Source organism: Raineyella antarctica (genome assembly GCF_900092135.1).
GTDB lineage: Bacteria > Actinomycetota > Actinomycetes > Propionibacteriales > Propionibacteriaceae > Raineyella > Raineyella antarctica.
Genome location: NZ_FMYF01000004.1, coordinates 168,524 through 183,541 on the forward strand (window position 1 = coordinate 168,524; position 15,018 = coordinate 183,541).

The window sequence follows — 15,018 nt, forward strand, 5'->3', positions numbered from 1 at the left end:
TGCGGTTTCGTGAATGATTTGCTGACGACGGCCGACGTCGCGACCCTGTTGCAGGTTTCTCCGCAGCGGGTGCGTTCGCTTGCCCGGGACGAGGTGCTCCCGGCGGTCCGTGACGAAGGCGGTGCCGGCTGGCTGTTCCGGGCCACCGATGTGCGGGACTACCAGGAGCGCCGCACGGTGCGTCGGGGGCCGAGGTCCCAGCACGAGGGGGGCCGCCCGGCGGCGGTTCCCGCTCGTGAGGAGATGACCTCGACACCGCGGCCGGATCCTGCCCGGCTGCGGGCCGACACCGAGGCCCTGCGTACGGAGAACGAGGCGCTGCGTACGGAGAACGAGGCACTGCGGGCCGAAGTCGCCCGGCTGCGCACCGAGCACGAGGACCTGGCGACCAGGTTGCAGCGGTCGCTGGCGCTCAGCGAGGTGCTGGTCCGGGAGTTGGGGTGATCCAGTAGGCCCAGGCCAACCGGCGGACGGTCGAGAGGCGCTGGGGGGCATCGATCTCGGGCTCGAGGGTGGCCAGGGTCCCGATGGCGCGCTGGTGGGCCCGGACCAGGCCCCGGGCGTGCAGCGGCATTCCGGGGGGGACGTTGCGCCCGTTGGGTGCGCAGGTGACGAACAGTGCCCGGTGGTCGGCTCCCTCGAGGGCGCTGACCAGTCGGCGGCGCAGGCCCATCCAGACGCGTACGGCTCCCCATCCCCAGGGCGGGAGCGGGGCGTACACCTCGCCGTCCTCGGGGTCCTCCTGCCAGGCGGCCGGCAGGTGCTGCGGGGGGTCGGTGCGGATCCAGGCGCCGGTACCGGTGCTCCGGAGGTCGTCGGTACGCAGGGAGACCAGCTGCTCGCTGGTGAGGCCGGCGGCGGCGACCAGGGCGATGGCTGCCGCGGCGCGGCTCATCATGTCGTTGTCCTGGTGACGCAGCGCCCGCACGGTGAGGACGGTGTGTTCGGCCAGGTGGGGGGTCAGCTCGATCAGGGGGGTGGGGTCGTGGACCGCCGGGGGAGCGGGTTGCTGGGTGCGGGTGGCCAGCCAGCGCAGCGCCGAGGCGCGGGCCCGGACCGTACGGGGCGACTCGGGGATGATCCGTTCCGGGCCGCCGGCGCGCCGGCGCAGGCGGCCCTCGGTGGCCGCAGCCAGGTAGTCCTGGACGGCCGCGGGGGAGAGCAGGTCGGCCACGGTGACGCGTGCCATCGCCTTGACGCCGGCGCCTTGCGTGTAGTGGTCCAGGGCCCCGGTGATGGCCCATTCGCGTTGTCGGGTGGTGGAGGAGGAAGCGTGCGAGGAGAGCTCGTCGATGAGGTCGGGGAGCACGGCCAGGACCCGGTCAGAGGGTGAAAGCACTATCACGAGGCAATAATAACAGGCCTGGGCGACCCTCCCCTCATTGCTCTCCGGAACCCCCCACGTACCTGAACGGGGGCGGGGCGGAGTCATCACCGAGGGAGAGGTGCCCAGGCCTGTTATCAGATCTTCGTGGAGGGACGATCTGAGCGAGGCAGCCGCCCCAGGAATTCCCTGCCGCCGACGGCCCCCTCCAGGTCCCGGGGGCGGCTCGTCTGGAGCGCTGATCTGCGATCATCACCCGACCACGGAACCGACCCTGGCGGGGGAGAGTGCCGACGAGCGAGCACGGCGTGGGGGCCCACTGCAGGGCGACTTCCCAAAATCTTGGCGAGGCCCGACCATCATGGAGGGGCCGACCGGCACCGCCGGAGGCGACCACCAGCTACGAGAGAAGGACCGGCTCATTCATGTCAACAGTTGGCCACCCTGCCGTCGGAGTGCCCGGGAGGGCTGCGGACGATGAGGGGATCTTCCGCCGTTCGCCCTATCCGCTGGTACTGATCACCCTGGCGATCATCGCCGTGCTGGTCATCACCGGCGCGGGCTTCCTGCTGAAGTACGTCCCGCTCGACCGGGGCCTGTCGCTGTGGCTCAACGGGTTCCATGTCGGCGTCATCGGAGCGCTGACCTCAGCGGTGTACCACGTGTTCAGCCCAGGACCCGCGATCGCCCTCACCATCCTCGCCGCTGCCGTCATCTGGTGGGTCCACAAGGACCTGCGCCCCGCCGTGGCGTTCGGGGGAGTGGTCGCCGTGACCTGGCTGCCCTCGGCGATTGTGAAGCTGCTCGTGCACCGCCCACGCCCGGACACGGCCCTGCAGCCCCACCACTTCGTCCCCGTCCAGGTGGACGCGTCCTATCCGAGCGGTCACATGGTCTTCATCGTCGCCATCGTCATCGCCCTGGTGTACGTCCTGCGGGACACCCGGTGGTACCGGCTGACCGTGGCCCTCGGCACGATTCTCGCCGTGGTCGTGGGCCTGTCCCTGATGATCGATGGCGTGCACTATCCGACCGATGTGGCCGCCTCGATCGCCTGGTCACTCGCCATCGCCCCGGCCGTCCGCGTGGTCGGTGTCGACCTGGTCATGCCGCAGCTGCGCTTCCTGAACCGGAGCAGCGCCCAGCGCGCCCTCCCGCGCTAGCGTCCGGTCCGACGCGGCTCACAGGCCCGCCACCACCCATGGACTGGACGGGGGCGCCGGCCGTGTCACGATCTCCCCGCAGTCCAGGGATCGCGCCGGGTGCATCGGGACCGCGAACCGCCGGTCCGGTCCCAACCCACGGGACGGCCGGTTCTCGAACTCCAGCGCCGCCTGGATCAGGCTGCGCATCCTCCTGATCCCGGACCATGCCACCCAGGCGAGGATGCCGGCCGTCGGCAGCTCGACGAACACTGCCAGGGCGACCTCCCGAAGCAGTTCCTGCAGGGTCACGGTCGTCATGATGTCGAACCAGGCGTCCATCACGAAGATCGGCAGTGTTCCCAGCGCGATCAGCGGCGCGGCCCAGTGCCCACGGCGCAGGGCCACGCCCGTCAGGGCCAGGCCGAGCACCTCGAGCGCATCGATGCCGACCCAGGTCAGCTGCCAGTTGGCCAGGCCGGTCCAGGCCACCGACCAGTCCTGGGCGAACAGGTCGACGGGCAGGACCAGGCCGAGCCAGTACGCCCAGAGGGCGAGGACGGTCGCGGCACCGATGAGCCCGGCACCGACTCGTGGACGGGCCAGCACCGGCACCGGCGGGAGCGGGACACGCATCTGTGGGGCAGCCATGACTGAAGATTGCTGCCCGATTCTGTGCGGGGCATCGGAAGACACCCCGACCACCACTGAGAAGGAGCAGGCCCCGAGGAGCGGGGGGAGCGATGCCCTCCCGGTGGGTCGGGGACGGGCACTCGATCGCGGACGCCGTTCAGGCCTGACGGAGGAACCTGAAGTAGAAGGCCGCGAAGACCAGGACGATGCCGACGTTGGCCATCAGGCGCGGCCAGAGGTGGCCCCGGAAGAACAGCAGGTCCACCCCCACCACGAGCACTACCATCACCAGCACGTACAGCACCGATGCCATGGTCAGGTGTCTTGCCATTATCTGCTCCTGCCGACCGGCCGGTTGGGCGCCGGCCACCCCTTCAGGATGCTTCGCAGAGGCCTGTCCGGCAAGAGTGGGAGGGGGAAGGGGTCCGTCGGTCACATAGCTGGCGGGAGCAAGCAACCCCTTGTATCGCGTATAGATACACGATACGCTTTGCCGGTGATCGTCAGCTTCCGGCACAAGGGTCTGGAGCAGCTCTATCGCACGGGGACCAAGAAGGGTGTCCAGGCCACCCACGTGCCGAAGCTGCTCCGCATCCTGTCAGCACTCGATGTGGCCGACAGCCCGGACGACCTGTCGATCCCATCGTTCCGCACCCAGCAGCTGAAGGGTGACCTGACCGGACACTGGTCGATCTGGGTGAACGGCAATTGGCGGGTGACCTTCCGATTCATCGAGGCGGATGTGGAACTGGTCGATTATCAGGACTACCACTGAGAAGGCAGGTGATGGCAATGATGAAGAATCCGGTGCATCCGGGAGAGATCTTGCGGGAGGACGTGCTGGCCCACCTCGGCCTGACCGTGAGTGAGGCGGCGTCGCGTCTGGGCATCTCGCGAGTGGCCCTGAGCCGGGTGTTGCACGGCCACGCGGGGATCAGCCCGAACCTCGCCGTTCGACTGGAGGAGGCCGGAGTCGGAACAGCCCGGGCATGGCTTGCCATGCAGGCTGCCCATGACCTGGCCAACGAGCGCGCAGCCGCACGTCCCAAGGTGCGCAGGCTCGACGACGTCGCCTGACGTCCGGCCAGTCAGCTAGGAGGCCGACAGGGGATGGGCAGCAACCGCTGCCGCGAGCTCTCCCGGGAGCTCATCCAGGTACTGTCCCGTAGTGGCGATGGAGGAGTGGCCGAGCATCTGCGCGACGACCTTCACGTCCCAGCCGGCCGACAACATGATCGTGGCAGCCGTATGGCGCAGGGCATGAGGCGTCACCTCCCTGGCCTTCTCCGGCGCCGCGAGCAGGACCCGTTGTTCGGCCCGGCGCAGCAACCGCTGGACATCCCGCGGATTCAGGCGGGCGCCCCGACCGGTACGGACCAAGGCCCGGGCAGAGTCCTCGCGCTGGTCCTGCGGCAGCTGGGGCCCCGGCGCCGGCCGTACGGCGAGGTAGGCATCGCGCCGTGCGACGAGCCAGGGGGAGAGGGGGACCTTGCGTACCTTGCCGCCCTTGCCATCGATCCGCCACACCACCTGGCCGTCCTCCATCCGCATGTCATCCAGATTGGCCTGACAGAGCTCAGAGACGCGAGGTCCCAGGATCGACAGCACCGAGAGGATGAAGCGGTCCCGGGCCCAGTTGCGTTCGTGCGGACGGGCAGTCGCAGGATCCTCCTCACCGGGTCCGAACTCCAGCAGCGCCAGGGCCTGGTCACCGGTCAGGGCCGTCCGGGCGATCCGCAGCCCACCGCGGACTGTCGGGTTGAGGACCGACCACTGCATGGGGGAGAGCTGTACCCAGCCGTTCTGGGCCGCGTGGCTGAAGAACTTGGAGACCGATTGCCGGAACCTCTTCTGGGTCGCCACACTGATCCCGGGGGCATGCTTGCGCGTCGGGTCGACGAACCGTCGGTCGGGGAGTGAGCCGAACCGAGCGATGGCCGTGTCGACGTCCTGGCCGGTGATGTCATCCACGACGACGTCACCACCGAGGATCCTGGTGAAGTCCGCCAGGTCGGCGGCGTAGTTGTCGCGGGTGGCAGGGGAGAGGTTGCCGACCGTCACCTGTGCGGAGACTGCGTCGAGATAGCGGTCGACCGCAGCGCCCAGCGTGATGCGTAGCGCCTTCGGCGGTGCCACCATGGTTACCCCTCCAATTTTCCGAAATCGCCCAGCGTCGTCCTTTTGTAGTACTACGACATTAAAGCCGAGACCGGTCGGGGCGTCGCAACACAGGCGAGTGGACCACCGCGCACGCCGACACCCGACCTCCAGGCACCCACGTCACCGATCCGCACGCACCGACGATTCAAGCGCACGGGTCAGACACTTGCCGCCCAAGCCGTCCCGTGGTCACCAGTCGCCGACCTGGACCAGGTGTACGAATCCGTCGGCGGATCGATTCGAACACCGACACAGCCAAGCGGAGATTCGACGACAGGAAGAGCCCAGCGCGGTGCGAACCCAGAGCGCCGGGCTCGCCTGGACGCCCAGCACGCCGAGGAGGAGGCGAGCAGCGCAGGGGTGCGCGCACAGCAAGCCCGAAGGGGAGCCGCAGAGTCCTCTCTCAGGGCTCCAGATTTCCTGTTTCTGACATAATGTGCATTATCGGTCATGTCAGACCAAGACTCTGGGCCACCGCCCGGGCTCTCGCCGCCTCATCAACCAGATGGCCGATCGACGGCGCTACCGCGGTTTCGGGCAAGTTCCAGAGGCAATCTCCAGGCGATCGCACCGACGAAAGGCAGAGTGGCTCCGGTTTACCGGGACCGGCGCGAGGTCACCCATGGCCGGTGCTTGCACGGGCTCCACCATGTCGTGGCACGCGAAGGCCAACCAGCCCCTGCCGGGCCGGCATCACAGCAGTCGGGCCCTCGACTGCTGCTTTACTTTCATCGCCAAGCACTACCCCTGCACGACATCCTTTGATTCATCACAATCCATTGCTAGCATCTACCCCAGGAGGTGCTAGCAATGGCCACGATCACCGTCCGGGGTCTCCCCGATGAGGTTCGCGACGCACTCAAGCGACGCGCCGCCAGAAAGGGCCACTCCATGGAGGCCGAGGCCCGCGAGATTCTTGCTGACACCATCAGGGCCGACATACAGGTACCCAACGCCCTGGTTGCCCTCCACCTGGCGACTCGCGAAAATCCTGTCGACCTGGAACTCCCCGAGCGCAACGTCGAGCCACCCCGCGAGGTGTTCTGATGCGGGTGGCGCTCGACACCAATGTCGTGTCGGAGGTCATCAAGCCGCACTGTGACCCCAACGTCCTGAGCTGGATTCGCGGGCTCGCCACGGCGGATCTCGCACTGCCGGCTCCTTGTCTTGCCGAGTTGCATGTGGGCCTCCATCTGCTTCCAAACGGTGCGCGGCGGCAGCGACTCGAGCGCGCCGTGGAGGCCTTCATCGACGAGATCCCCATGATCCTGCCTTTCGACCGCAGCGCCGCCGAAGCTTTTGCCGATATTGCCACCGCACCAGGACGGCCTCGTCCGACCATGGACGCCCTGATCGCGTCCATCTGCGTAGGCCAGGGACTTCCCTTGGCCACCCGCAACGTCCGCGACTTCGCCGGCTGCGGCATGGGGCTCATCAACCCCTGGGAACCGTGACCCGGCAGGGGCCCCAGGTAGGAGGTCGAGGCCAGGTGGGCTCGCTCAGGTGTCCTCCCCCGCCTTACCGTTTGGCTGTTCCCGGGACCCAAGCGAGGCAGCGCTCATCGCCACCCTGCGAGAAATGGGCTTGGCTCCGGGAACCTCGCGGTTTCCGAAGCCAAGCAATCGAGCGGCCAACGAGCCCATACCCTATCCCGAAAAAAGCTCTGAGGCGGGGCGGTGGGCATCTCTCGCCCGCTCCTTCGCGGCCACCCAAGTCACTGTGCAAGGATCGCGCAAATGTCAGTCTTTAGGCGGGTACCTGGATTCCTGAAGCGATCCCGGAAAACGCTCCGAGGCATCGAGCCATGATCAAGAGCCCTTCGGCCAGTCCTCCGGGGTTGGCTGATCCGGGTCCTCGACCTTGTCGGAATGGTCGGTCCAGCGGTCCTTGGGCCGGTAGCCCAACTCCAGCATGGTGTTGGTGATGTCCCAGCGCCGGTTCGGGTTGTCCGAGACCGCGTAGTACAGGCCGAACCGCACCTTCGCCTCGATCGCGCAGCGTACGACCTGTTCGGTGTCGTCCTCGCTGAGCCACATGGCGCGCAGCACGTCCTTGTCCGGGCCCTCGTCGGGATCCGCGATCGACCAGCCGATGCGCAGCGCGATGAAGTCGATGCCGTACTCGTCGTGGTAATAGCGGCCGATCGCCTCGCCGAACACCTTCGACAACCCGTAGAACGAGTCAGGGCGGGGCGGGGTCGTCGAGTACACCGGCCACTCCCCCAGCCTGTCGTACATGCCGAACGCATGGTTGGACGAGGCGTAGACGAAGCGGCGCACGCCCTTGGCGCGGGCGGCTTCGAGCACGTTGCGCATCCCAATGATGTTGGCGTCCAGCACGTCCTGCCAACTGGCCTCTGGGGACGATGCGCCGGCCAAATGGACCACGGTGTCCACGCCGTCCATCAGGGCCTCGATCGCCGGGTAGTCGTCCAGTTCGGCCCGGCGCAGCCGCTTCGCCATCTCCTCGGAATGCGTGTGCCGACCGTGCAGCACCAGGTCGTAGTCCGCGTCGAGCCGCTCGAACAGCAGCGATCCGATACCTCCGGTGGCCCCGGTGATCAGCACTCGGCGCCTGGGATCCGTCGGCGGCTTCAGGTCATGGGGGTCCTGCGGTGTGACAGCCATGGTTCACCATTTCCTCTGCTCGGATGCACCACCATCCCCGTCGACGACCCGGGCGCCGGGCAGCGGCGCGCCGGGTCATCGCGGGATGTCCGGGTCGGACTCAGAGTTCGTCGATCGCTTTCACGAACACGTCGAGGTCCCCCGGGTTGCGGGAGGTGACGAGCGTCCAGCCGTTGGCGTCGTCCTTGACCAGGGCCTGGTCCTGCCAGGTCGCGCCGGCATTCTCCAGATCGGTGCGGATCGAGGGGTAGGACGTCAGGTCCTTGCCCTTGGTCAGTCCATCCTCGACCAGGATCCAGCCGGCGTGGCAGATCGCGGCGATCGACCGACCGGCTCCGGCCTGGGCCTTCACGAGCCGGCGGATGCCCTCATCGGTGCGACCGTGGTCGGCATTGAGTGCACCGCCCGGCAGGACGATCACGTCGTACGTGCCGGTGGCCTCGGCGACCGTCGTATCAGCGGGCACCTTGTCGGCCGGGTCCTTGTCGTGCTTGAGCGTCTGTACCGGATCGCCGCTGGGAGTGGCCAGCGTGACGTCGTGGCCCAGTTCCTTGAGCTTCTCCAGGGGCACGACCAGCTCGTCGCGCTCGGTGCCGTACTCGGTGGACAGGATCAGGATGTTCTTCTTGGGCATCTGTCGCGGTCCCTTCACTCGGATGTGACCATCTCCGGCAGGCGGCCCCGCCGGCCCCTTCCAATCTAGCCGCAGCAGCCCGATCAGCAAGGGAAATGTCGACACATCGCCAGCGAATCAGCCACACGGGAGGCGTACGGCTCCGAGGCCCCCGTTCCGCGTACGGAACCAGACCGCGCCGCACTCGCAGCGCAACAGCGTCACGGTGGCTGGCTGTTGGCACCGCCGTGCGGTCGCTCAGACCGCGCGGGCGCAGGTCCAGCCGTACGGCATCGTCCCTGAGGCAAGGAAGTCCTTGATGACAGTGGCGTCATAGGAGGACAGTGCCCTGTTCGCCACCGGATAGACGATCGGCTCCTCCTTGGCGTTGTGGTTCTCCAGCAGGGTGGTCAGGGCCTCCAGGTCGCCGGTGACGTCGGCGCCGGCCGAGCCGTCGGTGATCGCGGTCTGGAGCGCATCCAGCACGGACCAGATCTCGCCGTGCTCGCGCTCCATCACCATGATGGGCATGACGAGGCCAGCCTCCCGCAGCTGGGGGAACATCATCGCCTCCTCCACGTAGATGTGGCGACGCAACAGGTCCATCGAAGCCCGGAATGCCTCGTCAGGCATCTCGCCGTTGCCGAAGCGCACGATGTCCTCGTCGATGCTGCGGTGTTCTGCCTCGAGGATCGCCCCGACCGTCTGCTCGTCCATCTGCCAACCTCCATGGGGTGCGGCTGTTCGTGTGCTCATCGTGTCACGCCCCCGAGCACTCCGGTCTCCGGCAGCGTCCGCAGCCCCGGAGTGGCGGCGACGTCCTGGCGTACGCTGCCGAGCACCACCTCCCCCTCGGGCGCGTACCCGCGGCCAGTGACCTCGTACCACTCCCCCCCCCCGGCAGCCACAGGCGCGGCACGGTCTGCTCGATCTGGGGCCGGGTGCCCGTTGTGTCCGGGCAGATCACGGTGGTGCAGCCCAGCGTGCCCACCGACAATTTCTCCACCAGGGCGTTCTGCCGGCGCCATCCGCTGCACGGCCAGCGTGAGTGACAGCGTCCCGTGGGAGCCAGTGGTGAGCGTCGGATGGGGCGAGGGAAGAGGTCAGTCCAGGTCGATCCAGTAGCGCCGGTACGGCCGCCCGGCCAGCCCGGGCACCACGTCCTGGAACACTCCCCCCGCGCCCTCGATGGTTCGCCGCGAGCCGATGTTGTCCACGTCGCAGGACACCATCACGCGCCCCAACCCCCGCTCCCGGGCGATGTCGAGGATGCCTGCCATCGCGAAGCGGGCCAGTCCGCGCCGACGCGCCGAGGGCCGGACTCCATACCCCACGTGCCCGCCGACCGCAGCCAGGAACTCGTTGAGCTCGTGGCGCAACTGCACCGATCCGAGCACCGCATCGTCCTCGACGATCCACCGAGTGGTGGAGGTGACGAAGGACGGCTTGCGGGGGACGGTCTCCTCGGCCAGCAGCGTACGAACCCAGGTGGCGAACCCGTCCGGAGTGCTGACGTCGTCCTCGGGCTCCAAGCTGAAGCCGTGCATCAGGCCCTCACCCCACTCCTCCACCAGCTCGAGGAAGGAGGCGTGGAATCGGATGTCGGGCTCGACGAGCACTGGTGCCATCGGTGTCGGTCCCCTGTCGTCGTCGCGGATTGCGGCGCTCCATCCTACCGAGCACGCCGAGCGGCGGTGAGTCCCTCGATGATCTCCTCATCCGACAGGATTCCCGGCAGGGGGATCACCATCGTCCAGTCCCACTCGTCCTTAGTGCCGTCTCCTCCTTGGCGTGAGCAGTGCGCGGCCGTCGTGGATCCCGGTCAGGCGCCCACGTACGCCGCCAGGTGCTGGCCGGTGAGGGTGGACCGGGCCGCGACCAGGTCGGCCGGGGTGCCCTCGAAGACCACCCGGCCGCCGTCGTGGCCGGCACCCGGTCCCAGGTCGATGATCCAGTCCGCATGCGCCATCACGGCCTGGTGGTGCTCGACCACGATGACCGACTTGCCCGAGTCCACGAGCCGGTCCAGCAGGGCCAGCAGTTGTTCGACGTCGGCCAGGTGCAGCCCGTTCGTCGGCTCGTCCAGCACGTAGATGCCGCCCTTGTCGCCCAGGTGGGTGGCCAGCTTCAGCCGCTGGCGCTCGCCACCGGAGAGCGTGGTCAGCGGCTGGCCGATCGTCAGGTAGCCGAGCCCGACGTCGGCCAGGCGCTGCAGGATGGTGTGGGCCGCCGGGGTACGCGACTCCCCCACCCCGAAGAATTCGAGCGCCTCGTCGACCGGCATCGCCAGCACCTCGCTGATGTCGCGACCGCTCAGGTGGTACTCCAGCACTGCCGGCTCGTACCGCTTGCCCTCGCACACCTCGCAGGTGGTGGAGACGGTCGCCATGAACCCGAGTTCGGTGTACGTGACGCCGGCGCCGTTGCAGTTCGGACAGGCTCCCTCGGAGTTGGAGCTGAACAGGGCCGGCTTGACACCGTTGGCCTTGGCGAAGGCCTTGCGGATCGGCTCGAGCAGCCCGGTGTAGGTGGCCGGATTGCTGCGCCGTGACCCCCGGATGGCGCCCTGGTCGATCGCCACCACCTCCGCGCCGACGGGCAGCGAGTCGTGCACCAGGGAACTCTTGCCGGACCCCGCCACGCCGGTGACCACCGTCAGCACCCCCAGCGGGATGTCGACGTCGACGTCGCGCAGGTTGTGGGCGCTGGCGCCGCGAATCTCCAGCGCCCCGGTGGCCGTACGGACCGAACGCTTCAGCGCGGCCCGGTCGTCGAGGTGCCGACCGGTCAGGGTGTCGCTCCCCCGCAGCTGCGCCACCGTCCCCTCGAAGCAGATCTCGCCGCCCGCGCTGCCGGCTCCGGGCCCCAGGTCGACCACGTGGTCGGCGATCTCGATCATCTCCGGCTTGTGCTCGATGACGAGCACGGTGTTGCCCTTGTCCCGCAGTTCGAGCAGCAGCGTGTTCATCCGGGCGATGTCGTGCGGGTGCAGGCCGATGCTGGGCTCGTCGAAGACGTACGTGACGTCGGTGAGCGAGGAGCCCAGGTGCCGGATCATCTTGGTCCGCTGCGCCTCACCGCCCGACAGGGTGCCGGAGGGCCGGTCCAGCGACAGGTAGCCCAGCCCGATCGCGACGAAGGAGTCCAGGACGTGCTGCAGCCCGGCGACCAGCGGCCGCACCGACGGCTCGTCGAGGTCCCGCAGCCACTCGGCCAGGTCGGTGACCTGCATCGAGCAGGCCTCGGCGATGTTGAGGCCCTTGATCCGGGAGGAGCGCGCGGCCTCGCTGAGCCGGGTGCCGCCGCAGTCCGGGCAGACGATGAACGTCACCGCCCGGTCGACGAACTCGCGGATGTGCGGCTGCATCGACTCCCTGTCCTTGGACAGCATCGACTTCTGGATCCGCAGGACCAGGCCCTCGTAGGTGGAGTTGATCCCCCGGAACTTCATCCTGGTCGGCTCGCGGTACAGGAAGTCGTACCGCTCCTTCTCCGTGTAGTCCCGGATCGGCTTGGCCGGGTCGAGGAGGCCGGACTCGGAGTAGAAGCGGACGTTCCAGCCGCCCGCGTTGTAGCCCGGGATGGTCAGCGCGCCCTCGTCGAGCGACTTGGTGTCGTCGAACAGTTGGGTGAGGTCGAAGTCGGTGACGTTGCCCATCCCCTCGCAGCGCGGGCACATGCCGCCCTGGATGCTGAAGGTGCGCTTCACGGCCTTCTGGTGCTGTCCCTTCTGGACGGTCATCGCGCCGCTGGCCGATACCGAGGGGATATTGAAGGAGTACGCCCGGGGTGAGCCGAGTCGCGGCTCGGCGATCCGGCTGAACAGCAGCCGCAGCACCGCCACGGCGTCGGTCGCGGTCCCCACCGTGGAGCGGGGATTGCCGCCCATCCGCTCCTGGTCGACGATCAGTGCCGGGGTGAGACCCTCCAGCAGGTCGACGTCCGGGCGGGCCATCGTTGGCATGAAGCCCTGCACGAAGGTGCTGTAGGTCTCGTTGATCATCCGCTGGGACTCCGCGGCGATCGTGGCGAAGACCAGCGAACTCTTCCCCGAGCCGGAGACCCCGGTGAAGACGGTCAGCCGTCGCTTCGGGATCTCCAGGCTGATGTCCTTGAGGTTGTTCTCGCGGGCGCCCTGGACGCGGATCCGGTCATGGCTGTCGGCGAGGAAGGGTTGGGGCTCCAGGCTCGGGGCTGTGCTCATCGGTCTTCTCTCCGGTGCGTGGACGGGTCAGCGCACCTCGTCGGTGCCCAGGTCGATCGTCAGGATCTGCATCACCGTCAACGGCAGCGGAACGACCCCCCGCGAGACCAGGAACACCACGGACGGCGCCGCCTCGGCCATGTTGCTGGTCAGGATGTAGGTCAGGAACTTGCGGATGTTCTCGTAGACGCCGCGACCCTCGTCGATCGCCCGCACGATCGACCCGAAGTGGTCATCGGTGAGGACCATGTCCGCGGCTTCCTCGGACACGTCGGTGCCGGTGCGGCCCATCGCGATGCCGATGTCGGCCTTCTTCAACGCGGGCGCGTCGTTCACCCCGTCGCCGGTGACCGCGACGATCTCCCCCATCGCCTGCAGCGCCTCGACGACCCGGAACTTCTGCTCCGGGGCGACCCGGGCGAAGATCGCCTCACCGCGCAGTGCCTCGGTCAGCTCTGCATCGGACATCCGCTCCAGCTCCGGACCCGGGATGATCCGCGGATCGTCCCCGCGCACGATGCCGATGCTGCGGGCTATCGACTCGGCCGTCAGTCCGTAGTCCCCGGTGATCATGATGATCCGGATGCTGGCCCGATGACAGGTCGCGACCGCCTCCGAGACCCCCTCGCGCGGTGGATCCTCCATCGCGACCAGCCCGAGGAAGGTGAGCTCCCGCTCGGCCTCCTCGGTGGTCAGGCCGGTCGGGTCCACTCCCGCCTCGACGGTACGGATCGCCACGGCCAGTACCCGTAGACCGTTCCGGGCGAAGTCGTCGTTCACCGCGGCGATGTCACGGCGGTCCTGGTCGCTCATCTCCTCCCGTATCCCTTGGCGGATGATCCCGCTGCACAGCTGCGGCACCTCCTGCGGAGCACCCTTGACGTACGCGATGTTGCGGCCGTCGACCCGGTGGACGGCCGTCATGCGCTTGCGGCGGGAGTCGAACGGAAGTTCCTTCACCCGGGGACGGTCCCGGTGCAACGCGTCGACGTCGAGACCGCCCTTCGACGCCACGACGAGCAGGCACGCCTCGGTGGGGTCGCCTTGCACGCTCCACTCCTGCTCCCCCGTCGCCGGCTCGTGCACCGTGCTGTTGTTGCACAGGCTGATCGTCTCTAGCAGCGCGCGCAATCCGGGGTTGCTGGCGACGTCCTGGCGTACGCCGTCGAGCAGGACCTGGCCCTCGGGCGCGTACCCCCGCCCGGTCACCTCGTAGGACTCCCCCGGCAGCCACAGCCGCAACACCGTCATCTCGTTCTGGGTCAGGGTGCCGGTCTTGTCGGAGCAGATCACCGTGGTGCAGCCCAGCGTCTCCACCGACGAGAGCTTCTTGACCAGCGCGTTCTGCTTGGCCATCCGCTGGACGGCCAGGGCCAGGGACAGCGTCACCGTCGGCAGCAGGCCCTCGGGGATGAAGGCCACGATCATGCCCAGGCCGAAGACGAACGAGCGGCCCCAAGGCTCGCCCACGAACAGGACGGCCACCAGCACAAAGAACGCCCCCAGCGCCAGCGCGAGGACCGACAACTGGCGGGTCAGGCGGCCGAGCTCCTTCTGGAGCGGGCTGGGCTCGTCGTGCACCGACTGGGTCAGGTCGGCGATCCGGCCGAACTCGGTGTGCATGCCGGTGGACGTGACCACCACCCGGCCATCACCGCTGGACACGGTGGTGCCGGCGTAGACCATGTTCGTCAGCTGCGCCATCGGCAGGTCCTCGTCGATGGACCGGGCGTTCTTGTGGACCGGGCGCGACTCCCCACTGAGCGTGGACTGGTCGACCTGCAGGTCGTTGGCCTCGACCACTCGGGCATCGGCACTGATCCGGTCGCCCTCGGTGACCAGCACCAGGTCCCCCGGCACCAACTCCTCGCTCGGGACCTGGCAGACATCACCGTCGCGTACGACGGTCGCGCAGCTGGTCAGCATCTTCTTGAGTTCCTCGGTGGCCCGCTCGGCGCGGTACTCCTGCCAGAAACCGAACACGCCGTTGATGACGTTGACCGCGAAGACGGCGACACCGATCTCGACGATGCCGGCCACCAGGGCGATGAGTCCCGCGACCCACAGCAGGATCGCCATCGGGCTGGTGAACTCCGACAGGAAGGTCAGGATGACCGGCCGCTGCTTCTGCTCGCGCAGCACATTGGGGCCGTAGTGGGCCAGCAGCTCGCGTGCACGGTCCGGGGCGAGACCACGCTCATCGGAGCCGAGCAGCTCCAGGACCTTGTGCGCCTCGAGACGGTGCACCCCTGCCCCGGGCAGCTCGGAGGCTGTGGCGGTGGCCGATCCCCTGGCTGTGGTCATGCTCCTCACCC

At 68.2% G+C, this 15,018-nt stretch carries 16 protein-coding genes; 6 read left to right on the forward strand and 10 right to left on the reverse strand.

From position 1 onward, the window contains the following. The first annotated feature begins 9 nt into the window (after nt 1–9). Nucleotides 10–444, forward strand: a complete 435-nt coding sequence (locus tag GA0111570_RS07560; RefSeq protein ID WP_175557381.1) for a helix-turn-helix domain-containing protein — start codon at nt 10–12, stop codon at nt 442–444. Here GA0111570_RS07560 and GA0111570_RS07565 read toward each other — a convergent pair. Then, entirely contained in the window at nt 413–1,345 is a 933-nt protein-coding gene (locus GA0111570_RS07565; RefSeq protein ID WP_139283177.1) for a hypothetical protein, read from the reverse strand. The genes GA0111570_RS07560 and GA0111570_RS07565 overlap by 32 nt on opposite strands. A gap of 404 nt (nt 1,346–1,749) precedes the next feature. Between GA0111570_RS07565 and GA0111570_RS07570 the strand changes: the two genes are divergently transcribed. After that, complete coding sequence (locus tag GA0111570_RS07570) at nt 1,750–2,487, forward strand: phosphatase PAP2 family protein (RefSeq protein ID WP_092608746.1); 738 nt, start codon at nt 1,750–1,752, stop codon at nt 2,485–2,487. A gap of 18 nt (nt 2,488–2,505) precedes the next feature. On the opposite strand, the gene GA0111570_RS07575 is transcribed toward GA0111570_RS07570, so the two are convergent. Both GA0111570_RS07575 and GA0111570_RS17650 read right to left on the reverse strand, forming a co-directional pair. Further along, nucleotides 2,506–3,117, reverse strand: coding sequence for a hypothetical protein (locus GA0111570_RS07575; protein WP_139283178.1), 612 nt, complete (start codon nt 3,115–3,117; stop codon nt 2,506–2,508). A 139-nt stretch (nt 3,118–3,256) separates the two neighbouring features. Beyond that, complete coding sequence (locus tag GA0111570_RS17650; protein ID WP_175557382.1) at nt 3,257–3,430, reverse strand: hypothetical protein; 174 nt, start codon at nt 3,428–3,430, stop codon at nt 3,257–3,259. Between the two features lie 165 nt (nt 3,431–3,595). On the opposite strand from GA0111570_RS17650, the gene GA0111570_RS07580 reads away from it, so the two are divergent. Both GA0111570_RS07580 and GA0111570_RS07585 read left to right on the forward strand, forming a co-directional pair. Next, nucleotides 3,596–3,874 (forward strand): type II toxin-antitoxin system RelE/ParE family toxin, encoded by a 279-nt coding sequence (locus GA0111570_RS07580; protein WP_092609233.1) that lies wholly within the window; start codon nt 3,596–3,598, stop codon nt 3,872–3,874. Nucleotides 3,875–3,885: 11 nt separating this feature from the next. Continuing rightward, the gene (locus GA0111570_RS07585; protein ID WP_217634073.1) at nt 3,886–4,176 is read left to right on the forward strand and encodes a HigA family addiction module antitoxin; all 291 of its coding nucleotides are present in this window, start codon (nt 3,886–3,888) and stop codon (nt 4,174–4,176) included. 15 nt (nt 4,177–4,191) lie between these two features. On the opposite strand, the gene GA0111570_RS07590 is transcribed toward GA0111570_RS07585, so the two are convergent. Next, nucleotides 4,192–5,238: a tyrosine-type recombinase/integrase gene (locus tag GA0111570_RS07590; protein ID WP_092608753.1), complete on the reverse strand. Its 1,047-nt coding sequence runs from the start codon at nt 5,236–5,238 to the stop codon at nt 4,192–4,194. A gap of 831 nt (nt 5,239–6,069) precedes the next feature. Between GA0111570_RS07590 and GA0111570_RS07595 the strand changes: the two genes are divergently transcribed. Next, entirely contained in the window at nt 6,070–6,306 is a 237-nt protein-coding gene (locus GA0111570_RS07595) for a FitA-like ribbon-helix-helix domain-containing protein (protein ID WP_092608755.1), read from the forward strand. Beyond that, nucleotides 6,306–6,713, forward strand: coding sequence for a type II toxin-antitoxin system VapC family toxin (locus GA0111570_RS07600; protein WP_092608757.1), 408 nt, complete (start codon nt 6,306–6,308; stop codon nt 6,711–6,713). Before GA0111570_RS07595 ends, GA0111570_RS07600 begins: the two co-directional genes overlap by 1 nt. Nucleotides 6,714–7,067: 354 nt before the next feature. On the opposite strand, the gene GA0111570_RS07605 is transcribed toward GA0111570_RS07600, so the two are convergent. From GA0111570_RS07605 to GA0111570_RS07630, 6 genes are all read right to left on the reverse strand, one after another. Next, on the reverse strand, nt 7,068–7,886 hold the full coding sequence (locus GA0111570_RS07605; RefSeq protein ID WP_092608759.1) for an NAD-dependent epimerase/dehydratase family protein: 819 nt from the start codon (nt 7,884–7,886) through the stop codon (nt 7,068–7,070). A 100-nt stretch (nt 7,887–7,986) separates the two neighbouring features. Continuing rightward, nucleotides 7,987–8,520, reverse strand: a complete 534-nt coding sequence (locus GA0111570_RS07610) for a DJ-1/PfpI family protein (RefSeq protein ID WP_092608761.1) — start codon at nt 8,518–8,520, stop codon at nt 7,987–7,989. A gap of 237 nt (nt 8,521–8,757) precedes the next feature. Further along, nucleotides 8,758–9,216, reverse strand: a complete 459-nt coding sequence (locus GA0111570_RS07615) for a hemerythrin domain-containing protein (RefSeq protein WP_175557383.1) — start codon at nt 9,214–9,216, stop codon at nt 8,758–8,760. 386 nt (nt 9,217–9,602) lie between these two features. Beyond that, on the reverse strand, nt 9,603–10,127 hold the full coding sequence (locus GA0111570_RS07620; RefSeq protein WP_092608767.1) for a GNAT family N-acetyltransferase: 525 nt from the start codon (nt 10,125–10,127) through the stop codon (nt 9,603–9,605). Nucleotides 10,128–10,321: 194 nt separating this feature from the next. Further along, nucleotides 10,322–12,703, reverse strand: a complete 2,382-nt coding sequence (locus GA0111570_RS07625; protein ID WP_092608770.1) for an ATP-binding cassette domain-containing protein — start codon at nt 12,701–12,703, stop codon at nt 10,322–10,324. A gap of 27 nt (nt 12,704–12,730) precedes the next feature. Then, nucleotides 12,731–15,007 (reverse strand): cation-translocating P-type ATPase, encoded by a 2,277-nt coding sequence (locus tag GA0111570_RS07630; RefSeq protein WP_092608773.1) that lies wholly within the window; start codon nt 15,005–15,007, stop codon nt 12,731–12,733. Between the last annotated feature and the right edge of the window lie 11 nt (nt 15,008–15,018).